Source organism: Microbacterium sp. PAMC21962 (assembly GCF_019443465.1).
Lineage (GTDB): Bacteria > Actinomycetota > Actinomycetes > Actinomycetales > Microbacteriaceae > Microbacterium > Microbacterium hominis.
This window is the reverse complement of the sequence record NZ_CP080381.1, coordinates 204,985-226,394: the sequence shown is the minus strand read 5'-3', so window position 1 is coordinate 226,394 and position 21,410 is coordinate 204,985. Positions and strand designations below refer to the sequence as shown.

General features: G+C 71.0%; 21 protein-coding genes. 4 read left to right on the top strand and 17 right to left on the bottom strand.

Annotated features, from left to right (window positions below):
* Positions 1-31: 31 nt before the first annotated feature.
* Together erpA and KY498_RS01045 are read right to left on the bottom strand one after the other, a co-directional pair.
* Positions 32-403, bottom strand: a complete 372-nt coding sequence (erpA, locus tag KY498_RS01050; RefSeq protein WP_060958733.1) for an iron-sulfur cluster insertion protein ErpA — start codon at positions 401-403, stop codon at positions 32-34.
* 93 nt (positions 404-496) lie between these two features.
* Complete coding sequence (locus tag KY498_RS01045; RefSeq protein WP_191008690.1) at positions 497-1,900, bottom strand: dipeptidase; 1,404 nt, start codon at positions 1,898-1,900, stop codon at positions 497-499.
* A 77-nt stretch (positions 1,901-1,977) separates the two neighbouring features.
* Between KY498_RS01045 and KY498_RS01040 the strand changes: the two genes are divergently transcribed.
* Positions 1,978-2,538, top strand: a complete 561-nt coding sequence (locus tag KY498_RS01040; protein WP_191008691.1) for a DUF3043 domain-containing protein — start codon at positions 1,978-1,980, stop codon at positions 2,536-2,538.
* A gap of 7 nt (positions 2,539-2,545) precedes the next feature.
* Positions 2,546-3,565: a hypothetical protein gene (locus tag KY498_RS01035; RefSeq protein ID WP_219879428.1), complete on the top strand. Its 1,020-nt coding sequence runs from the start codon at positions 2,546-2,548 to the stop codon at positions 3,563-3,565.
* Here KY498_RS01035 and KY498_RS01030 read toward each other — a convergent pair.
* Genes KY498_RS01030 through dnaE form a run of 5 tightly spaced genes read right to left on the bottom strand, consistent with a single transcriptional unit; the run spans position 3,531 to position 11,052 of the window.
* A complete protein-coding gene (locus tag KY498_RS01030; protein ID WP_101306474.1) occupies positions 3,531-4,562 on the bottom strand; it encodes a quinone-dependent dihydroorotate dehydrogenase in 1,032 nt (343 codons plus the stop codon). The genes KY498_RS01035 and KY498_RS01030 overlap by 35 nt on opposite strands.
* A 52-nt stretch (positions 4,563-4,614) precedes the next feature.
* Positions 4,615-5,079, bottom strand: a complete 465-nt coding sequence (nrdR, locus tag KY498_RS01025) for a transcriptional regulator NrdR (RefSeq protein ID WP_101306475.1) — start codon at positions 5,077-5,079, stop codon at positions 4,615-4,617.
* A gap of 3 nt (positions 5,080-5,082) precedes the next feature.
* The gene (gene hisD / locus KY498_RS01020) at positions 5,083-6,399 is read right to left on the bottom strand and encodes a histidinol dehydrogenase (protein ID WP_060958738.1); all 1,317 of its coding nucleotides are present in this window, start codon (positions 6,397-6,399) and stop codon (positions 5,083-5,085) included.
* 9 nt (positions 6,400-6,408) lie between these two features.
* Positions 6,409-7,524, bottom strand: coding sequence for a hypothetical protein (locus KY498_RS01015; RefSeq protein ID WP_191008693.1), 1,116 nt, complete (start codon positions 7,522-7,524; stop codon positions 6,409-6,411).
* A 57-nt stretch (positions 7,525-7,581) separates the two neighbouring features.
* Positions 7,582-11,052: a DNA polymerase III subunit alpha gene (gene dnaE, locus KY498_RS01010; RefSeq protein WP_231734929.1), complete on the bottom strand. Its 3,471-nt coding sequence runs from the start codon at positions 11,050-11,052 to the stop codon at positions 7,582-7,584.
* A 152-nt stretch (positions 11,053-11,204) separates the two neighbouring features.
* On the opposite strand from dnaE, the gene KY498_RS01005 reads away from it, so the two are divergent.
* Positions 11,205-11,678, top strand: a complete 474-nt coding sequence (locus KY498_RS01005) for an NUDIX domain-containing protein (protein WP_060958740.1) — start codon at positions 11,205-11,207, stop codon at positions 11,676-11,678.
* A 3-nt stretch (positions 11,679-11,681) separates the two neighbouring features.
* Here the strand turns inward: KY498_RS01005 and KY498_RS01000 are convergent, their stop codons facing one another.
* From KY498_RS01000 to murC, 10 genes are all read right to left on the bottom strand, one after another.
* A complete protein-coding gene (locus KY498_RS01000; RefSeq protein ID WP_061781713.1) occupies positions 11,682-13,379 on the bottom strand; it encodes a long-chain-fatty-acid--CoA ligase in 1,698 nt (565 codons plus the stop codon).
* A 61-nt stretch (positions 13,380-13,440) separates the two neighbouring features.
* Positions 13,441-14,358 (bottom strand): RluA family pseudouridine synthase, encoded by a 918-nt coding sequence (locus KY498_RS00995; RefSeq protein ID WP_061781712.1) that lies wholly within the window; start codon positions 14,356-14,358, stop codon positions 13,441-13,443.
* A complete protein-coding gene (locus KY498_RS00990; RefSeq protein WP_174524644.1) occupies positions 14,358-14,963 on the bottom strand; it encodes a signal peptidase II in 606 nt (201 codons plus the stop codon). The genes KY498_RS00995 and KY498_RS00990 overlap by 1 nt, the downstream gene beginning before the upstream one ends.
* Before the next feature lie 5 nt (positions 14,964-14,968).
* A complete protein-coding gene (locus tag KY498_RS00985; RefSeq protein WP_060958744.1) occupies positions 14,969-15,565 on the bottom strand; it encodes a DivIVA domain-containing protein in 597 nt (198 codons plus the stop codon).
* 107 nt (positions 15,566-15,672) lie between these two features.
* Positions 15,673-15,975 carry a YggT family protein gene (locus KY498_RS00980; protein WP_191008695.1) on the bottom strand — a complete coding sequence of 101 codons (303 nt, stop codon included), beginning with the start codon at positions 15,973-15,975 and terminating at the stop codon, positions 15,673-15,675.
* 2 nt (positions 15,976-15,977) lie between these two features.
* The gene (locus KY498_RS00975) at positions 15,978-16,445 is read right to left on the bottom strand and encodes a cell division protein SepF (RefSeq protein ID WP_060958746.1); all 468 of its coding nucleotides are present in this window, start codon (positions 16,443-16,445) and stop codon (positions 15,978-15,980) included.
* 32 nt (positions 16,446-16,477) lie between these two features.
* Entirely contained in the window at positions 16,478-17,170 is a 693-nt protein-coding gene (locus KY498_RS00970; protein WP_191008696.1) for a YggS family pyridoxal phosphate-dependent enzyme, read from the bottom strand.
* Positions 17,167-18,318: a cell division protein FtsZ gene (ftsZ, locus tag KY498_RS00965; protein ID WP_060958862.1), complete on the bottom strand. Its 1,152-nt coding sequence runs from the start codon at positions 18,316-18,318 to the stop codon at positions 17,167-17,169. Before ftsZ ends, KY498_RS00970 begins: the two co-directional genes overlap by 4 nt.
* A 165-nt stretch (positions 18,319-18,483) precedes the next feature.
* Positions 18,484-19,515 (bottom strand): FtsQ-type POTRA domain-containing protein, encoded by a 1,032-nt coding sequence (locus tag KY498_RS00960; RefSeq protein ID WP_191008697.1) that lies wholly within the window; start codon positions 19,513-19,515, stop codon positions 18,484-18,486.
* 3 nt (positions 19,516-19,518) lie between these two features.
* The gene (gene murC, locus KY498_RS00955; protein WP_191008698.1) at positions 19,519-20,925 is read right to left on the bottom strand and encodes a UDP-N-acetylmuramate--L-alanine ligase; all 1,407 of its coding nucleotides are present in this window, start codon (positions 20,923-20,925) and stop codon (positions 19,519-19,521) included.
* A 104-nt stretch (positions 20,926-21,029) separates the two neighbouring features.
* Between murC and KY498_RS00950 the strand changes: the two genes are divergently transcribed.
* Positions 21,030-21,401: a GntR family transcriptional regulator gene (locus tag KY498_RS00950; protein WP_060958750.1), complete on the top strand. Its 372-nt coding sequence runs from the start codon at positions 21,030-21,032 to the stop codon at positions 21,399-21,401.
* Positions 21,402-21,410: the final 9 nt, after the last annotated feature.

Sequence of the window (21,410 nt, the reverse complement as noted above, 5' to 3'; positions counted from 1 at the left end):
TTCCCGGCCTGATCTGCGCCGACGTCAGGACTCAGTGGAAGCTGTCACCGCACGCGCAGCTGCCGGCCGCGTTGGGGTTGTCGATCGTGAAACCCTGCTCCGAGATGGTGTCCTTGAAGTCGATCGTCGCGCCGTCGAGATACGGCACCGACATGTCGTCGACGATGACCTCGACACCGTCGAAGTCGACGGCCTGGTCGCCGTCGAGGAAGCGCTCGTCGAAGTAGAGCTGGTAGATGAGGCCGGAGCAGCCGCCGGGCTGCACGGCGACGCGCAGACGCAGGTCGTCGCGTCCCTCCTGCTGCAGGAGGCTCTTGACCTTGTCGGCCGCGGCATCCGTGAGCAGCACGCCGTGGGCGGCCTCGGTGGCGGTGGCGGGGGCGTTCGTGGCGATGTCGGTCATGGCACTCTCCGGAACCTCGGTGATCGAAGCCGTGATGAGACGGCGGGTCTGCTCGATTCTACGCCGCGGGAGCCGACCGGGGCCCGGTCCGGCTCAGCCCTCCGCTGCCGTCCGGCCGTCCAGTTCCTCCAGCAGCAGCGCCTCCGACACGAGCGCGTGGCGGAACGTGTCCAGGTGCAGCGACTCATTGGGGCTGTGCGCACGCGCGTGGGGGTCCTCGACGCCGGTCACCAGGATCTCGGCGCCGGGGAACTCGCGCACCAGGTCGGCGATGAACGGGATCGACCCGCCGATGCCGATGTCGACCGGCTCGACGCCGTAGCCCTCGCGCAGGGCGGTGCGCGCCGCGGTGACCGCGGAGCCGCTCGTGTCGACGAGGAAGGCGTCGCCGCAGTCGACGTCGCGGAACGTCAGCTCCGCACCGAACGGCGCGTGCGCGCGCAGATGGGCCTCCAGGGCGGCGTACGCCTCCCGTGCGGGCTGGCCGGGGGCGACGCGCATGCTGATGACCACCGAGACCTCCGGCGCCAGCGTGTTCGACGCGTTCTTCACGCTCGGCGCGTCGATGCCGGTCACCGTGATGGACGGCTTGTTCCAGATCCGGCTGAGGATCGTCCCCCGCCCGATCGGGCTCACGCCGTCGGGCAGGCCGGCCTCGTCGCGGAGCGTCTCCTCCGTGTACTCCGGCGTCGCGGCATCCCTCTCCGCCAGGCCCGCCACGGCGACGGCGCCGTCGCCGTCCCAGAGGGTCGACAGCAGCGTGATCGTGGCGAGCATCGCATCGGGCACGGCTCCGCCGAACATGCCCGAGTGCGAGGCGTGCTCGAGGGTGCGCACCGTGAGGGTGAAGCGGGCGTTGCCGCGCAACGAGACGGTGAGCGCCGGTGTGACGGCGTCCCAGTTGCCGGAATCGGCGACGACGATGACGTCGGCGCGCAGCGCGTCGGCGTTCTCGCGGAGGAACGCCGCGAACGACGCGGAGCCGGCCTCCTCCTCGCCTTCGATGAACAGGTTGACGCCGAGGTCGACGTCATCGCCCAGGACCTCCACGAGCGCACGGAGCGCACCGACGTGGGCCATGATCCCGGCCTTGTCGTCGGCGGCGCCGCGCCCGTAGAGGCGTCCGCCGCGCACCGTCGGCTCGAACGGCGCCGTCTCCCACAGCGTCTCGTCGCCCACGGGCTGCACGTCGTGGTGGGCGTAGAGCAGGATCGTGGGGCGGCCGTTGCGCGCCGCGCGGGAGGCGAGCACGGCCGGCATCCCCTCGATGCCCGTCTCGGGGACCACGGCGGTCTTGACCTCGACGCGGTCGAAGATGCCCAGGTCGTCGAGGAGCTCCTTGACGGCCTCCGCGCTGCGCGCCACCTCCGCACGATCGAAACCCGGGAAGGCGACGGAGGGGATCCGCACGAGGCGCCCCAGATCGGCGAGGGCGGCGGGGACGGCCGCTTCGGCGGCGTCGCGGACGGCGTGACGGCGGGACAGGTCCGAACTCATGCGGGTAATCTTAGGGGGCAGCTCTCGCGCATCCACGTGCGTGCGCACCACCCGTGAAGACAACGAGGATCCACATCGTGGCCAAGAACCCCGCCGCCCCCGACGCCGCCGCAGACGTCCCCACCGGTCCCGGCAAGAACCGCCCGACGCCGTCGCGCGCCGAGCGGGAGGCGGCCCGCAAGCGCCCTCTCGTCGCCGACACGAAGGAAGCGCGCGCCCGCGCGAAGGCCGAGCTCGCCACGCAGCGGGAGAAGGCGCGGATCGGCATGGCGAACGGGGAGGACCGCTATCTCCCGGCCCGCGACAAGGGCCCGCAGCGCCGGTTCGTCCGCGACGTCGTGGACGGCGGCTGGCACGCGGGCGAGCTGCTGATGCCCCTGATGCTCATCGTGATCCTGCTCAGTCTCACCCCGAACACGGCGATCGTGTACTACGGGTTCGCGGCCCTGTGGCTCTACATCCTCTTCGTCGTCATCGACATGGTGATCACCAGCATCCGGGTGAAGAAGCTCGCGCGCGCGAAGTTCGGCGACCGCATCGAGAAGGGCCTCGGCTGGTACGCGGCGATGCGCACCATCCAGATGCGCTTCATGCGTCTGCCGAAGCCGCAGGTCAAGCGCGGCGGCCGTCCCGCCTGACGTGCCGGTGCGCCCGGACCGCAGCTGGCGTCGCTGGTTCGTCGTCGCTCCGGCGCTGGCCGGGCTCGCGCTCGTCATCGTCGGCATGACGCTGGCCGCGCGGGATGCCGACGGCTTCCCGGCCTACCTCAGCGTCATCGTCGGCGGATGGGCGCTCGCCTTCGCCGCCGTCAACTCCCTGAGCGCACTCCCCCCTCGCCGGCAGTGGACGCTGCACGTGATCCTGGCCGTGTGCGCGATCGCGCTGCTGCCCACGAGCATGGCCGTGCTCGACGCGATCCGAGGCCTTCCCGAGCCGTGGCGGCGTCCCCTCTTCCAGGCGGCGCTCGGCGTCCCCCCGGCCGCCGGCTGGGTGCTCGTGACGCTGCTGGGACGGGTGTCGAGTCAGATCGACCGCAGCGCATCCCGTCGGGCGCGGGCGATGGCGACGCCCGCCTGGGGCGGAGCCGACAGCCGTCCGGAGCTCACGGTCACGGCATCCCGGCTCTCCCCGCGGCGGCTGACCGCCCTCATCGTGGGGGCTGTCGCGCTGGGCGGCGCGCTCGCGCTGACGATCGTGATCCTCGCCGAGCGGTGGGTGCTGCGCCTGCCGCCGCTGATGCTGGTCGTCCTGTTCGGCGGGCTCATCGCCCTCCCCCTCTACGCCGCGGTGCGCGCCCTCGTCAACCGCCGCCGCTCACGCCTGACCGTCCGCTGGAGCACGGGCGCGATCGAGGTGCACACGGCCGCCGGACCGCCCTGGGTGGTCCCGTTCGCGATGATCCGACGGCTCGTGTGGTGCGCACGCGGCGACATGGCGCGGCTCGAGATCCACACGGCGAGCCGGAGCGAGACCTTCCTCGTCGGGATGGTGCGCCAGGATGCCGGTGCGGCGTCCGAGCTGCCGCCGCTGCAGCACCGCATGACCCGTGCGCTCGAGCACGCGGGACTGCGCCCGCGTACCCGGCGGGAGACGGCGCGCTTCGATCGGGCGCCCGAAGGCCGGCCGAGCGTCAGCGTCGCCGACGCGCAGCCAACCCCCGGTTGATCTGACGCGCCCAGAGCGGCCCGCGATAGATGAAGCCCGTGTAGCCCTGCACGAGGTTCGCACCGGCATCCAGTCGCTCCTGCACGTCGTCCGCGGTCTCGACGCCGCCCGCCGCGATGATGCAGAAATCGTCGGGCACCGCGGCACGGACGATCCGCAGCACCTCGAGGGATCGGCGGCGCAGCGGGGCCCCGGACAGTCCTCCGGCGCCCATCGCCGCGACGGTGCGGGCATCCACGGTCAGTCCGTCCCGCGCGATGGTCGTGTTCGTGGCGACCAGTCCCGCCAGGCCGAGATCGACCGCGAGACGGGCCACGGCGGCGACCTCGTCGTCCTCGAGGTCGGGCGCGATCTTCACCAGCAGCGGCGTGGAGCCCGCGGCATCCCGCACCGCCTCGAGCAGCGGGCGGAGCGTCTCGACGGCCTGTAGGCCGCGCAGACCCGGCGTGTTCGGCGACGACACGTTGACCACGAGGTAGTCCGCCTCCCCCGCGACGAGCTTCGTGCTGGTGACGTAGTCGGCGGTGGCGTGCTCGACGTCGACGATGCGGCTCTTGCCGATGTTGGCGCCGAGGACGGTGCGCCGAGCCCGGCGCCGCGAACGCTCCAGCCGCGCGGCGGCCGCCGCGGCCCCGGCGTTGTTGAAGCCCATGCGGTTGATCAGCGCGCGGTCGGGGATGAGGCGGAACAGTCGCGGGCGCGGGTTGCCGGCCTGCGGGACCGTCGTGACGGTGCCCACCTCGACGTGCCCGAAGCCGAGCGCGTAGAGCCCCTCGCTCATGACGGCGTTCTTGTCGAAGCCGGCCGCGACACCGAACGGCGAATCGAAGACGCGCCCCAGCGCGGGCGTCCGCAGCACGGGGTCGGGCGCCGTCAGCGCCCGGACGATCGGCCGCAACGGCCACACGCCGAACGCGCGGATGACGGGGATCACGAGGTGGTGGGCACGCTCGGGATCCATGTGGGCGAACACGGTGCGGAAGATGAAGGGGTACATCGGCTCCCAGCCTAGGGCTCGCGTCCCGGCGTGCCGCGCGCGGGCGCCGTGTCTAGTCGGCGGCGTCGCGCGCGTGGTCGGCGCGCAGCTGGGCGATCGAGGCTTCGAAGTCCTCCAGCGAGTCGAACGCCTGGTAGACGCTGGCGAATCGCAGGTAGGCGACCTCGTCGAGATCGCGGAGGGGACCGAGGATGGTCAGCCCGATCTCGTTCGTGTCGATCTGCGACGCGCCGGTCTGGCGAACCGCCTCCTCGACCGCCTGAGCGAGCACCGCGAGGTCGGCCTCGGTCACGGGGCGACCCTGGCAGGCCTTGCGCACGCCCGACATGACCTTCTCACGACTGAACGGCTCGATGACCCCGGAGCGCTTGATGACGTTGAGGCTCGCGGTCTCGATGGTCGTGAACCGACCGCCGCATTGCGGGCACTGCCGGCGGCGGCGGATGCTGAGTCCGTCGTCGCTCGTGCGGGAGTCGATGACGCGCGAGTCGGCGTGTCGGCAGAAGGGACAGTGCACGAGCTACTCCCCCGCCCGCACGTCGGCGAATCGGGCCGTCACGGCTTCGCCGTGCGCCGGCAGCTCCTCGGCGACTGCGAGGGCCACGATCCCGTCGTGCACGGCGCGCAGGGCCTCACGGTCGTACGCGATCACCTGCTGCGGCCGCAGGAACGTGGATGCCGACAGCCCGGCGGCGTACCGCGCCTGACCACCGGTGGGAAGCACGTGGTTACTGCCCGCGAGATAGTCGCCGAGGCTCACGGGCGAGTTCTCGCCGACGAAGACCGCTCCCGCGTTGACGAAGTCCTCGGGCCGCGGGGCGCGCAGGTGCAGCTCGAGGTGCTCGGGGGCGTAGGCGTTGCTGAACGCGGTCGCCACCGCGAGGTCGTCGACGAGGACGACGGCGGACTGGGGGCCGTTCAGCGCCACGCGCGCGCGAGCTCCGTTGCGCGTGCGCTCGACGCGCTCGGCGACCTGCGCCCGCACGCTCTCGGCGAGCTCGGGCGACCAGGTCACGAGCACCGCGGACGCCTGCTCGTCGTGCTCGGCCTGGCTGATCAGGTCGACGGCGACGAGCGCGGCATCCGCCGACTCGTCCGCGACGATGAGGATCTCCGTCGCGCCGGCCTCGGAGTCGGTGCCGACCAGGCCGCCGACGGCGCGCTTCGCGGCGGCGACGAAGTTGTTGCCCGGGCCCGTCACGACATCCACGGGATCGAGTCCGATGCTCTCCACGCCGTACGCGTAGGCCCCGACGGCCCCGGCACCGCCGATCGCGTACACCTCCGTGACGCCCAGCAGCCGTGCCGCCGCCAGGATGTCGGGGTGCACCCGCCCGCCGAACTCGGCCTGCGGCGGCGACGCCAGCGCCACCTCGCCGACGCCGGCCACCTGCGCCGGGACGACGTTCATCACGACGCTCGACGGGTAGACCGCCTTCCCGCCGGGCACGTACACGCCGGCGCGCCGCACCGGTTGCCAGCGCTGCTCGACGCGTGCTCCCGGCCCCAGATCCGTCGTCGTGGGGGGCGGCACCTGCGCGGCGGAGGCGATGCGCACGCGGCGGATCGCCTCCTCGAGCGCACGCCGGACGGTCGGGTCGAGGTGCTCGAGCGCCTCGTCGAGGTGCGCGGCGGGCACCCGGATGTCGTGGTCGGTGACGCGGTCGAAGCGGGCAGCCTGGTCGCGCAGCGACGCCTCCCCGCGCTCGCGCACGTCCGCGACGATGTCGGAGGCGGCCTGCAGCGCCTCGGCGCGGGCGGCCTGTGCACGCGGCACGGCCGAGAGCAGCTGCGCGGTGGTCAGGTCACGACCGCGCAGATCGATGGTGCGGAGCATCCGTCCAGGCTACCCGCGTGTGACGCCGGAGACGTCGGTGAGGTAGCCGATGCGTCCGTCTTCGTGGCGCACGACGTACGTGTCGCCGCGATCCTCGATGACGAGCGCCCACGCCGTCGGTCCGATGCGGAACAGCGGGGCGCCGTTCTCATCGACGACGTCGCGCTCGACGGGGGCGAGAGCCCAGAACGCCTGCGACGCGGCGGGGGCGACGACGGTCTCGTCGAGGACGGTCGTCTCGGTGACGGGCTCGACGACACCGGTGGCGGTGCCCGCCGCCGCGTCGGCGCCGGTCTCCGCGGCGGTGGTCGGTGCGGCGGCGAAGGCGGGACGGGCGGCCGCGGGCCGCGCGACGACGGGACGCGCCGGGCGCGCGTAGCGGTGGGCCGGAACCTCGGTCCGGTAACGGAAGTCCTCCCCGACCGTGGGCAGCAACGGCGCGAACACGGTGAGTACGACCCCGGCGAGCATGAGGATGAACTCCACCCAGACGACCCAGGTGGCCAGGAAGACGCTTCCGCCGCCGAGCGAGACGAACGAGCTCCACAGGATGCCGAGCCAGACGACGGACGAGACGGTGAAGGCCACCGAGGCGAACTGGTCGATGCCGAGCGAGCCGACGCGACGGATGCCCTGCGGCGAGAGCCGGCGCAGACCGATCAGGAAGACGGCCACGGTGGGCACGCCGATCGTCAGCACCCAGTCGATGCCCGTCCAGACCGAGGGGCCCCAGCCGCGGTTGCCGTAGCTGTAGATCGGGAAGAACGAGACGACGAACGCCACCAGCCAGATCGCGCCCAGCGAGACCTCCCGCACCGAGAAGGGACCGACGCCGTACTGCGGCGACGCGGCCTCGTCGACGCCGTCGGGCCCGTCGGTGATCGCCTGGAACGCCTCGGAGAAGGTCGCGTAAGACACGTCGGGGTCGTCGTCCGACGCCGCGGGCCGGGCAGCGGGCTGCTCGTCGGACTGCGCGGCGGGCTGCTCTGCGGGCTCCGTGGCCGGCTGCTCCGCGTGCGCGGCCGTCGGCTCGTCGTCCGGGCCGGCCGCCGCAGGGACGGAGACGGTGGCGTCCTCCGTCGCGCTGTCGTCGGCGGGGTCGGGGGTGGGCTTATCGTCGGTCACGTGACGCATCCTTCCGGATCAGAACTCGACTGCGATCCTACTCGGACCGTCGCGGCGTCAGCCGAGACATTGCGGTCCGAGAAGGCCCTTCAGCTCACCGTAGAGATCGACGGTCACGCGCACCTGGGCGGGCACCTCGAACACCTTCGCCACGCCGCTCTTGTGGAGCTTGAGCGTCACCTCGGTGTCGCCCGGATGCCGCGAGAACACCTGGGCCAGTTCGGTGACGATCCGCTCGGTGGCGCGATGTTCCGGCATGAGGAGCACGAGCGAGCCGGTGGCGTCCACGGAGCCGAGATCGGGCGAGAACGCGGACTGACCGTGCAGGTTGAGGCCGTCGTCGCGCCGCGACACGCGCCCCCGCACGACGAGGATGCTGTCCGCCACGAGCATCGACTGGAACTCCGTGTAGGTCTTCCCCATGAACATCACGGTGACCTCACCGTCGAAGTCTTCGACGGTGATCATGCCGTACGGGTTGCCGCTCTGCTTCGCGACGCGGTGCTGCACGCTCGTCACGAGCCCGGCCACCGTCACGATGTCGCCGTCGTTGATGTCGTCGGAGGAGAGCAGATCGTGGATCGAGAGCGACGCGTGCTTCGCGAGCGGGATCTCCAGGCCGGCCAGCGGGTGATCGGAGACGTACAGGCCGAGCATCTCGCGCTCGAAGGCCAGCTTGTCCTTCTTCGTCCACTCGGGCCGCGGCGGCACCTTCGGCGGGACGACTTCCTCGGCGGCGTCGTAGAGACTGTCGAAGTCGAACCCGATGGCGCCCTGGGCCTCGTTGCGTTTGCGGTCGACGGCGGCCTCGACGGCATCCTCGTGCACCTCGAGCAGCGCGCGACGCGTGTCGCCCATCGAGTCGAAGGCGCCCGCCTTGATGAGCGACTCGACGGTGCGCTTGTTGGCGACGTGCATCGGCACCGTGTCGAGGAAGTGGTGGAAGCTCGAGAAGCCCTCCTCACCGCGCGCCTCGACGATGCCGTCGACGACGTTGGCGCCGACGTTGCGGACGGCACCGAGGCCGAAGCGGATGTCCTCGCCGACGGCCGCGAAGTAGCGGATCGACTCGCTCACGTCGGGCGGGAGCACCCGGATGCCCATGCGGCGGCACTCGTTGAGGTACACCGCCATCTTGTCCTTGGAGTCGCCGACGCTGGTCAGCAGGGCGGCCATGTACTCGGCCGGGTAGTGGGCCTTGAGATACGCCGTCCAGTACGAGACGAGTCCGTAGGCCGCGGAGTGCGCCTTGTTGAACGCGTAGTCGGAGAACGGCAGGAGGATGTCCCACAGCGCCTGGACGGCCGCCTCGCCGTACCCGCGCTCCTTCATGCCTCCGGAGAAGCCCTCGTACTGCTTGTCGAGCTCGGACTTCTTCTTCTTGCCCATGGCGCGACGCAGGATGTCGGCCTGTCCGAGCGAGAACCCCGCCACCTTCTGCGCGATCGCCATGACCTGCTCCTGATAGATGATCAGGCCGTAGGTGGTGTCGAGGATGTCGCGCAGCGGCTCCTCGAGCTCCGGGTGGATCGGAGTGATGGGCTGCTGGCCGTTCTTGCGCAGCGCGTAGTTGGTGTGCGAGTTCGCGCCCATGGGACCGGGGCGGTACAGCGCGATGACGGCCGAGATGTCCTCGAAGTTGTCGGGCTTCATCAGCCGCAGCAGCGCCCGCATCGGTCCGCCGTCGAGCTGGAAGACGCCGAGCGTGTCACCGCGGGTGAGCAGATCGTAGGCGTCGCGGTCGTCCAGGGTCAGGTGCTCGAGGTCGAGCTCCTCCCCGCGGTTCAGGCGGATGTTGTCGAGCGCGTCGGAGATGATCGTCAGGTTGCGAAGGCCCAGGAAGTCCATCTTGATCAGCCCGAGGGCCTCGCACGACGGATAGTCGAACTGGGTGACGATCTGGCCGTCCTGCTCGCGGCGCATGATCGGGATGATGTCCAGCAGCGGCTCGCTGGACATGATGACGCCCGCGGCGTGCACGCCCCACTGACGTTTCAGACCCTCCAGACCCAGCGCGCGATCGAACACCGTCTTGGCCTCGGGGTCGGTGTCGATGAGCGAGCGGAACTCGCTCGCCTCCTTGAAACGCGGGTGGGCGCTGTCGTACATGCCCGACAGCGGCATGTCCTTGCCCATCACCGCCGGAGGCATGGCCTTGGTCAGCCGCTCCCCCATGCTGAACGGGAAGCCGAGCACGCGGCCGGCATCCTTGAGGGCCTGCTTCGACTTGATGGTGCCGTAGGTGACGATCTGCGCGACGCGTTCGGAGCCGTACTTCGCGGTCACGTAGTCGATCACCTCGCCGCGGCGACGGTCATCGAAGTCGACGTCGAAGTCGGGCATGGAGACGCGGTCGGGGTTGAGGAAGCGCTCGAAGATGAGGCCGTGCTCGAGCGGGTCGAGGTCGGTGATGCGCATGGCGTACGCGACCATCGACCCGGCGCCCGAGCCGCGCCCCGGACCCACGCGGATGCCGTTGTCCTTGGCCCAGTTGATGAAGTCGGCGACGACGAGGAAGTAGCCCGGGAAGCCCATCTGCAGGATGATGCCGGTCTCGTACTCGGCCTGTTTGCGCACCTTGTCGGGAATGCCGCCGGGATAGCGGTAGTGCAGCCCCGCCTCGACCTCCTTGATGAGCCAGCTGTCCTCGGTCTCCCCGGCGGGGACCGGGAAGCGCGGCATGTAGTTGGCAGAGGTGTTGAACTCGACCTCGCAGCGCTCGGCGATCAGGAGCGTGTTGTCGCACGCCTCGGGGTGATCGCGGAACAGCTGTCGCATCTCGGCGGCGGTCTTGATGTAGTAGCCGTCGCCGTCGAACTTGAACCGGTTCGGGTCGTCGAGCGTCGAGCCGGACTGGACGCAGAGCAGGGCCTCGTGCGCGTCGGCCTCGTGCTGGTGTGTGTAGTGCGAGTCGTTCGTCGCGACGAGCGGGATGTCGAGGTCCTTCGCCAGCCGGATGAGGTCGGTCATCACGCGGCGCTCGATCGAGAGGCCGTGGTCCATGATCTCGGCGAAGTAGTTCTCCTTGCCGAAGATGTCCTGGAACTCCGCCGCCGCCGCGCGCGCGGCGTCGTACTGCCCGAGTCGCAGCCGGGTCTGCACCTCGCCGGAGGGGCACCCCGTCGTGGCGATGAGCCCCTTGCCGTAGGTCTGGAGCAGCTCGCGGTCCATCCGCGGCTTGAAGTAGTAGCCCTCCATGCTCGAGAGCGAGCTGAGCCGGAAGAGGTTGTGCATGCCCTCCGTGCTCTGGCTCCACATCGTCATGTGCGTGTAGGCGCCCGAGCCCGACACGTCATCGCTCTTCTGGTCGGGCGAGCCCCACGCGACGCGCGACTTGTCGCTGCGGTGGGTGCCGGGCGTGACGTAGGCCTCCAGGCCGATGATGGGCTTGACCCCCGCCGCCTTGGCGGCGTTGTAGAACTCGAACGCGGCGAAGGTGTTGCCGTGGTCGGTCACCGCGATCGCCGGCATCCCGTACTCGGCCGCCGCCTGGGTCATGGCGCCGATCTTCGCCGCCCCGTCGAGCATCGAGTATTCGCTGTGCACGTGCAGATGAACGAAGGAGTCGGTGGCCACCCATCGAGTCTACGAACACCGCCGACATCGCCGGCGGGACGCTCGGGGCTGCGCGTCAGCTCACCTCACCCTCAACCTGAGGGTGAGAGACCTAGGCTGAGCGTATGGCCACCCCCGAGTTCGTCCTGTCCCTCCGCGAGAAGATCGGCGGCGCCCCGCTGCCGCTGGTGGGAGTGACGGCGGTCGTCTTCAAGGACGAGAAGGTGCTGCTCGGAAGACGCGCCGACAACGGTGCCTGGCAGAGCGTCTCGGGCATCGTCGACCCCGGCGAGGAGCCCGCGGACGCCGCCGTCCGGGAGTGCCGCGAAGAGGCCGGTGTCACGGTGCGCGCGACGCGGCTCGCGCTCGTGCAGCAGCTGCCCCGCATCACGTACGCCAACGGCGACCAGGTCGACTACCTCGACCTCGTGTTCCGCTGCGACTGGGTCTCGGGCGAGCCCCATCCCGCCGACGGGGAGCTCACCGAGGTCGGATGGTACGGGCTGGGCGAGCTCACCGACGTGGAGCAGGCCCACGTCCGCAAGATCGCCCTCGCCCTGGCCGAGGACGATCCGGCCGCCTTCGCGGGCGGCCGCTGACCGTCACGGCCGCCGGCGCCGGAGGACCTCCTCGCGCACCTCGCGGCGGATCACCTTGCCGACGAGCGAGCGCGGCAGTGCGTCGAACTCCACGACCGCCCGCGGCACCTTGTACGCCGCCAGATGCGCCCGCGTGAACGCGCGGATCTCGTCGGCGTCGAACACCGACCCCTCCCGCATCACGACGGCCGCCGTGACCGTCTCCGAGCCGTCCGAACGGGGGATCCCCACGGCGGCCGCGTCCGCCACATCCGGATGCAGCAGCAGCGCGTTCTCCACCTCGCTCGGGCTGATGTTGAAGCCACCGCTGATGATCAGCTCCTTGAGCCGGTCGACGACGGTCACGAATCCGTCGGCATCCACGGCCACGATGTCACCGGTGCGCAGCCATCCGCCCGCCAGGAGCGCGGTCGCCGTCTCGCCGGGCTGGTTCCAGTACCCCTGGAACACCTGCGGACCGCGCACGAGCAGCTCCCCCTCCTCACCGACCTGGAGGTCGCGTGCCGGATCGGCGGGGTCGACCACGCGGATCTCGGTGCTCGGGAACGGGACGCCGACCGTTCCGGGCCGACGCCGCGGCCCCATCGGGTTGCCGAGACTGATCGGCGACGACTCCGTCATCCCGTAGCCCTCGACGATGAGACCGCCCGTGGCCTCCTCCCACCGCAGCACCGTGGACGGCGGCAGCGACATCGCCCCCGAGATCGCGTTGCGCAGGCTCGAGAGGTCGACGCCCTCGCGCGCCGTCGCCCGGGCGAGGGCGTCGTAGATCGGCGGGACGGCGGCGAGGAAGGTCGGCGGCGTCCGTCGGATCGCGTCCAGCGTCATCCCCACATCGAAGGTCGGGAACAGCACGATGCGGGCGCCGACCGACAGCGCCGTCGTGAGGCACAGCGTGAGCCCGTAGGCGTGGAAGAGCGGGAGGACCGCGTAGAACACCTCGCGCCCCGGCACGAGGTCGGGCACCCACGCGGCGGACTGCGCCGCGTTCGAGCGCAGATTGCGGTGGGTGAGGATCGCGGCCTTCGGAGTCCCCGTGGTGCCGCTGGTGAACTGGAGCGCGGCGACGTCGTCCACGGCGGGACGGGGGTGTCGCCGCGCGAGCGGACGCGACGAGGCGAGCTCCGCCCACGTGCGCACCCCCTTCGCCCGGGGACGCGCCGAGAGTGCGTTCCGCGCGTCGCGCGCCTTCTTCACCGGCAGCCGCAGCGCCAGGCGGGTGCGGCGCGGCATCGCGTCGATCATGCGCACGGCGACGATGTGGTTCGGACGGATGTCCGCGGGGAAGTCGGCGACGGTGTCCGCCACGGCATCCCACACGACCGCCACGCGCGCGTGGTGCACCTCGAACTGGTGCCGCAGCTCCGGTGCCGTGTAGCGCGGATTGTGCTCGACGACGATCGCCCCGAGGCGCTGCACCGCGTAGAACGCGACGATGTGCTGAGGGCAGTTGGGCAGGATCAGCGCCACGCGGTCGCCGGCGACCACGCCGAGTCTGCGCAGGCCCTCCGCCGCACGCGCGACCTCACGCCCCAGGTCGCGGTACGTCGTCACGGCCCCGAAGAACTCGAGCGCGGGCCGGCTCGGATGCGTGCGGACCGCCTCGTCGAGCATGTCCGGAAGGGTCTGCGTGACGGGCTCGATCTCCGACGGCACCCCCGGCGCATAGGAGGACAACCAGGGACGTTCGGAGAGAGTCACTCCTCCAGGCTAGGCACCGGCATGTACGCCGGTCGGCATGGGACCGGCGTCCGACCCCGCGTCAGCCGCGCAGCACGTCGAGCGCGTGGGCCAGGTCGGCCGGGTAGTCGCTCGAGAACGTGACCCACTCCGTCGTGGCGGGGTGCGAGAACGACAGCTCGTGCGCGTGCAGCCACTGCCGCGACAGGCCGAGCCGCGCCGAGAGGGTGGGGTCGGCCCCGTACAGCGGATCGCCGACGCAGGGATGCCGGTGCGCCGCCATGTGCACGCGGATCTGGTGGGTGCGTCCCGTCTCGAGGTGGATCTCCAGCAGCGCGGCCGACGGGAACGCCTCGAGCGTCTCGTAGTGGGTGATCGAGTCCTTGCCGTCGGGGGTCACGGCGAACTTCCACGAGTGGGAGGGATGGCGGCCGATCGGCGCATCGATCGTGCCCGCGAGGGGGTCGGGGTGGCCCTGGACGACGGCGTGGTAGATCTTGTCGACCTCGCGCTCCTTGAAGGCCCGCTTGAGCGCGGTGTACGCGCGCTCCGTCTTGGCGACGACCATGAGGCCGCTCGTACCGACGTCGAGGCGATGGACCACACCCTGGCGTTCGGCGGCGCCCGTCGTGGCGACCCGGAAGCCCGCCGCGGCCAGCGCGCCCAGGACCGTGGGCCCCTCCCAGCCGAGCGACGGATGCGCCGCGACACCGGCGGGCTTGTCGACGACCACGATCTCGTCGTCGTCGTAGACGATCCCGAGGTCGGGCACCGCGAGGGGGACGATCTCCGGCTCGCGGCGGTCTTCCCACTCGAGCTCGAGCCATCCCCCGGCGCGCAGACGATCCGATTTACCGAGCGGGCGCCCGTCCATCCGCACGCCGCCGGCTTCGGCGACCTCGGCCGCGAAGGTGCGCGAGAACCCCAGCATCTTGGCGAGGGCGGCATCCACCCGGACGCCGTCGAGACCGTCGGGGATGGGAAGGGTGCGTGACGGCATCAGTCCTCGCGCAGCCCGGTGGGCGCGTCATCCGCGTCGGACGCCGCTGGCGCGGTCGCGTCGCCGCGGCGCTCACGCGTGCCGTCGAGGCGCACGCCGACGACCACGAGCAGGGCGACACCGATCATCATCGTCACGATGAACATGTCGGCCACGTTGTAGATGGCCGGATTCATGCCGAGCCACATCCAGGGCGTGTTGATGAAGTCGACGACGTGACCGACCAGGAACCCCGGGTCGCGCAGCACGCGATCGGTGAGGTTGCCCAGGATGCCGCCGAGCAGCAGGCCGAGGACGATCGCCCAGACACGGGAGCGCACGCGCATCACCGTGAGCGAGACGATGACCAGCGCAGCGAGGGTCATCACGACGGTGAAGATCCACGTCTGACCCTCGAGGAGCGAGAACGCCGCGCCCGGATTCCTCGTCAGATAGAACTGCAGGACATCGCCCCACACCGCCACCGGTTCCTGATACGGCAGCGACGTGAGAGCCAGATGCTTGGTGAACTGGTCGGCGGCCAGCACCAGCGCCGCGAGGATCGCGACGAGGGCACCGGCCGCCGCCCTATTCAGGGTCTTGTGCTGAGGGGACGGGTCCGTCACCGGGCTCAGGAAGCCGAGACCGGCGAGGCGCCCGAGGTGGTGCCGGCGACGTCGAGGTCGCGCAGCTTGTCCTCGATGAAGCCGCGCAGCTGCGAGCGGTAGTCGCGCTCGAACTGGCGCAGCTCGCTGATGCGGCTCTCCAGCGTGACGCGCTCCGCCTCGAGGCGGGCCATCTCGTCGCGGCCCTTGGCCTCGGCCTCGGCCAGGATGGACGCGGCCTTGGACTGGGCCTCGGAGATGAGCTTGTCGCGCTGGGCCTGGCCTTCGGCAACGTGCTCGTCGTGCAGGCGCTGAGCGAGCTCGATGATGCCGGCGGATGCCGCGACGCCACCGGCGGCGGGAGCCTCCGCAGCGGGCACGGCCTCCACGACGGCGGGAGCCGGCTCCTCGACGACCGCAGCCTCGACGACCTCGGCGGGAGCGGCTTCACCGGACTCGTACGCGGCGAGCTTGGTCTTCAGCTCTTCGTTCTCGGCGATGGTCTTGCGCCACTCGACGACGATCTCGTCGAGGAAGTCATCCACCTCGTCGGGGTCGAAGCCCTCCTTGAACCGCACGTGCTGGAACTGCTTGGTGACGACGTCTTCCGGGGTCAAAGCCATGGTGTTTCCTCTTTCGGGGCTCACGACGCGGGCCGATTCGGTCGGCCCGCCATCGGCGAACCGTACTGATCAAGCATAGTCGGCGCTCGTGGGGCGTGCGACGGGGGCTACAGGCGCTCGATCACCCGGACGATCGTGAGCAGCACGAAGCAGCTGAGCATCGTCACCGGGAATCCGAGGTCGAGAGCGATGGGTCCGAGCCGCAACGGAGGGATCAGCCGACGGAAGAACCGCAGCGGCGGATCGGTCAGCGTGAAGACGGCCTCGGCGAGAACGAGCCCGAAGCCCCGCGGCCGCCACTGACGGTTGAACATCGGGATGTACTCGAGAACCAGCCTCGCCAACAGCAGGAGGATGTAGATGAGGAGAAGGACGTCGACGACGAAGGCCGCCAGGCGCACGATCTCCACGACTACTGCGAGAAGGGTGCGGACTCGGGGTCGGCGTTCGCCACCGACCCGTCACCGGAGATCGCGACGTTCTCGGGCGACAGCAGGAAGACCTTGCTGGTCACGCGCTCGATACGCCCGTACAGGCCGAGGGAGAGTCCGCTCGCGAAGTCGATCAGTCGACGCGCGTCGGCGTCGCTCATCTGCGACAGGTTGATGATCACCGGGATGCCGTCGCGGAAGTTCTCCGCGATGATCTGCGCGTCGCGGTACTGCTTGGGGTGCACCGTGAGGATCTCGCTGACGGTGCCGGCGGTCGGCTGGCGGACGACGGCGGGACGGTGCAGGGGCGTCACGGGAGCCGCCTTCTCGATCGGGCGGTCGCTCGTGCGCTCACGGCGCGCAGGCGTCTCGGCGGCGGGCTCTTCGTAGACCTCTTCCTCGTCGGCGAGGCCCAGGTACACCATGGTCTTCTTGAGCGGGTTCGACATCGCATTCCTCCGTTTGCTCGTCTGGTCTGAGGCTAGCCGCGGTCCGGTCGCGGTCCCGTGATTGCCGTGCCGATCCGCAGGTGTGTCGCGCCGGCGGCGATCGCCTCGGCGAAGTCGCCCGACATCCCGGCGGACATCCACGACGCGTCCGGGACGACGCGTCGTACGGTCTCGCCCGCCGCCGCGAGACGCGCGAACGCCGCGCCCGGCGCCTCGTCGAGGGGTGCGACGCCCATGACGCCGCGCACGCGCAGCGACGGACAGCGATCGGCGGTGTGTGCGGCGAGGGCCTCGACCTCCGACGGCGACACGCCTCCGCGGCCGGGGTCGGCGGTGAGGTTGACCTGGAGGAACACGTCGAGCGGCGCCCCCTCGGGATCGGCGGCGTGCAGCGCGTCGGCGACGCGGTCGCGGTCGACGGAGTGGACGCAGTCGGAGGCCACGCGCACCGCGCGGGCCTTCTTGGTCTGCAGCTGCCCGATGAAATGCCAGCGCAGCCCGTCCAGCGCGGAGCCCTCGAGTTCGGCGCGCTTCGCGGTGAGCTCCTGCTGGCGGTTCTCCCCCACATCGCGCACGCCGAGCGCGGCGAGATCGGTCACGAGGCGCGCCGGGTGGAACTTCGTGACGACGATCCGCGTGATCTCGCCGGGGTCGCGCCCGACCGCCCTGGCCGCGTCCGCGAGGCGGGCGTCCAGGGCGGTCAGGCGTTCGGCGAGAGAGGTCACTTCAGGAAGTCGGGGATGTCCAGGTCGTCGTCGCCGTAGACCGAGTCGTACGACTCGGCGACCGGTGCCGACACCGTGACCGGCTGCTTCTCCTCGACGGCGGCGATCTCGCGCGCGGCATCCTCCGCGGGCACGGACGGCAGCACGGGCGCCGCGGCCGCCGGGCGCGCCGCCGTGATCGGCTCGATGCGCGTCTGCGGTTCGCCCCCGTCGAAACCGGCGGCGATGACCGTGACACGGACCTCGTCGCCGAGCGTGTCGTCGATGACCGTGCCGAAGATGATGTTCGCCTCGGGGTGGGCGGCTTCCTTGACCAGCTGGGCCGCGTCGTTGATCTCGAAGATGCCGAGGTTCGATCCACCCTGGATCGAGAGCAGCACACCGTGCGCACCCTCGATCGACGCCTCCAGCAGAGGCGATTCGACGGCCAGCTCGGCGGCCTTGATCGCCCGGTCGGCTCCGCGCGCGGAGCCGATGCCCATGAGAGCGGAGCCGGCGCCCTGCATGACGCTCTTGACGTCGGCGAAGTCGAGGTTGATCAGACCCGGCGTGGTGATGAGGTCGGTGATGCCCTGCACACCGGCGAGGAGCACCTGGTCGGCGGTGGCGAACGCCTCGATCATCGAGATGCCGCGGTCGCTGATCTCCAGCAGACGGTCGTTCGGCACGACGATGAGGGTGTCGACCTCTTCCTTGAGCTTCGCGACGCCGGCCTCGGCCTGGCTCTGGCGGCGCCGACCCTCGAAGCTGAACGGCTTGGTGACGACACCGATCGTCAGCGCGCCGATCGACTTGGCGATGCGGGCGACCACGGGGGCACCGCCGGTTCCCGTCCCACCGCCCTCGCCGGCCGTCACGAAGACCATGTCGGCTCCCGCGAGAGCCTCCTCGATCTCCTCGGCGTGATCCTCGGCGGCGCGGCGGCCGACCTCAGGGTCGGCCCCGGCGCCGAGCCCGCGCGTGAGCTCGCGGCCCACGTCGAGCTTGACGTCGGCGTCGCTCATCAGCAGCGCCTGGGCGTCGGTGTTCACCGCGATGAACTCGACACCCCGCAGCCCGAGCTCGATCATCCGATTGACGGCGTTCACGCCGCCGCCGCCCACACCCACGACCTTGATCACCGCGAGGTAGTTCTGGTTCTGGCTCATGCCGGCCTCCATTGTGTCCCGAACCCTGACTGCTAAACCTTGAACCTCTAGTTGAGGTTTAAAGAATTGCTCAGTATGCAATTCCTTGATTGAAGGTATGCGGCAGCGAGGCCCGCGCCCGCCAGGCACGGGGCGTGTCGCGCAGAAACGCGTCGTGACCGCGTGTCAGCGCACGACGACGGCCGTGGCCGACGAGACGTCGTAGCTCGACACCTCGGACGGCGGCCGGGCGGCCATGATCGCCGCGAGGCTCTTGGCCTTCAGCACGGAATCGTCGGCGTTGCCCCAGACGACGGTCGTGCCGGTGCCGCCCAGGGTGAGCGTGACGTCGTTCGCCGAGGTCGCGCTCATCGCGGTGACCTGGTCGCGGATGTCGGTGGGCAGCGTACGGAAGACGGTCCCCACGGCGGTGAAGGCGGGCGAGGAGAGCCCTCCCTCCACCGAGAGCATGGGATGACCGGCGGCAGGTTGCGGGGTCGTGGAGAGCGCCACCCCGGCGGCGTCGACGAGGGTGTAGCCGGCCGACGACGGGATCGAGCCGATCGGCGTGCGCTCGACGATGCGGACGACGAGCTCGTGCGGCGGCCGGGCCTCGAGCGTGTAGGACTCGACGAGGGGGAAGGTCACGAGCGCCGCTTTGACGGCCGAGGAGTCGACGAGGGGAAGAGGCGTGCCGATCTGGCCGGCCAGCGCCTGCTCGACGGCTCCGGCGTCGAGGGTCGAGGCGCCCACGACGCTCACCTTCTCGACCGCGAAGAGCGGGCTGTACGCGGCGCCCAGCGTGCCGAGCACCAGCAGGAGGACGGCGGCGCCGACCCCGAGCCAGATCATCCGACGGCGGCGCTGACGCGCCGTGAAGCGCCGCACCTCCGCACGCAGGGCGCGCCGCCGGGCGCGTGCCGCCGACCACACGTCGCGCACGCCGATCGCATCGGCGTCCTCGGCGGCCTCGGGTGTCGACCCGGGCGTCGCCTCGGTCACCGTCGACATCGGCGCACGCTCGGACGATCCCACCCACAGCGGGGTCAGCGGGGCCGTCGCATCGGCGTCCTCCACGAGGTCGGCAGCGGCACCGGCATCCTCGCCCCGACGCGGCGGATCGACACGGCGCACGGTCGACGCGTCGACCTCATCCGCGGTCGCCTTCGCGGCGGCCGGGTCCTGCTCCGGCGCCGGCAGCGGCGTCGGCCGACGCATCGGCTATGCCTCGGCCTTCGTCGCGGACAGCGCCCCGAGCACCTGAGGGATGATCTGGTACACGTTGCCGCAGCCGAGGGTGATGACGTAGTCGCCGGCGCGCGCCACCGTCGCGGTGTAGTCGGCCGCCGCCTGCCAGTCGGGGACGAAGTGCACCTTCGCGGGGTCGCGGAACGCGCCGCTGACGAGCTCGCCGGTCACGCCGGGCACGGGGTCCTCACGGGCACCGTACACATCGAGCATGACCGTGTGATCGGCGTACTGCTCGAGGACCTCGGCGAACTCGCGATACATCTCCTGCGTGCGCGAATACGTGTGCGGCTGCTGGATCGCGATGATGCGCCCCTCGCCGACGACGGTGCGCGCGGCCGCGAGCGCCGCGGCGACCTCGGTCGGATGGTGGGCGTAGTCGTCGTAGACGCTCACCCCGCGCTCCACGCCGTGCAGCTCGAACCTCCGGACGGTGCCGCCGAATCCCTCCACCGCGCGTAGCGCCGGCTCGAGGGCGTATCCGAGCGTGAGGAGCACGGCGACCGCGCCCGCCGCGTTGATGGCGTTGTGGGCGCCCGGCACCGCCAGCCGGCCCGGAACGCTGACGCCGTCGTGCGTGAGGGTGAACGAGACCGGACCGTCGGTCACGATGTCGCTGACGCGCACGTGGGCCGCGGCATCCTCGCCGAACGTCACCACCGTGGGGTGATCGAGCGCGGCCGTCACGCGGCGGGCGCCGGCGTCGTCGGCGGAGATGACGACCGCCTCGCGGGCCGCGTCACCGAAGCGCACGAAGCCGTCGTAGAACGCGTCGCGCGACTCCCAGTGGTCGAGGTGATCGGGGTCGACGTTGGTGATGAGGGCGACGGAGGTGTCGTAGAGGAGGAACGTGCCGTCCGACTCGTCTGCCTCGATGACGAACAGCTCGTCGGATCCCGTCGCACTGGACACGCCGAGGTCGGCGATCACTCCCCCGTTGACGAACGTCGGCGCCGTGCCGAGCGCACGCAGCGCGGTGACGATCATGCCCGTGGACGTCGTCTTCCCGTGCGCGCCCGCGACGCTCACGAGGCGGCGGCCGCCGATGAGCCAGTGCAGGGCCTGCGAGCGGTGTATGACGTGGAGGCCGCGTTCCTTCGCGAGCAGGAACTCCGGGTTCTCGGGCCAGATCGCCCCGGTGTGGATGACGGTGTCGGCGTCGTCGGGCAGGTGCGCCGCGTCGTGGCCGACGTGCACGTCGGCACCGCGCGCCGCGAGGGCGCGCAGGGCGGCGCCGTCGGCGCGGTCCGAGCCCGACACGCGGATGCCGCGGTCGAGGAACATGCCGGCGAGCCCGGACATGCCCGATCCGCCGATGCCGATGAAGTGCGCGGCGGAGATGTCCTCGGGAATGGGCAGGCTGAGATCGGGTCGAATCATGGCTCGACAAGTCTAGGTCGGCTCTCCCTGGGGGGATGCTGCGGCGCGCTGCGCGGCGGTCCGGGGCCTTGACTTATTGATACATTGCATGATACAAAAGCGGGATGCAGATGGTCATCGACCCGGCATCCCCCGTCCCGCCCTTCGAGCAGCTGCGCCGCCGGCTCATCGACGCGATCGACACGGGCGAGCTCGCTCCCGGGGCCCGACTGCCCACGGTGCGACGGCTGGCGGAGGACCTCGGCCTGGCGCCCGGCACCGTGGCACGCGCCTACCGTGAGCTGGAGGCCGCCGATGTGATCGAGACCCGGGGGCGCAACGGCACGTTCGTCGCTCCGCAGGGCGATGCGGCGCTGAAGGAGGCGCAACGCGCGGCATCCGCGTTCGCCGCGCAGATCCGCGCGCTCCGCCTCGATCCCGAGCAGGCCCTCGCCCTCGCCCGCGCCGCCCTTCGCGACGCGCCGTCGACCTCCTGACACGCGTTC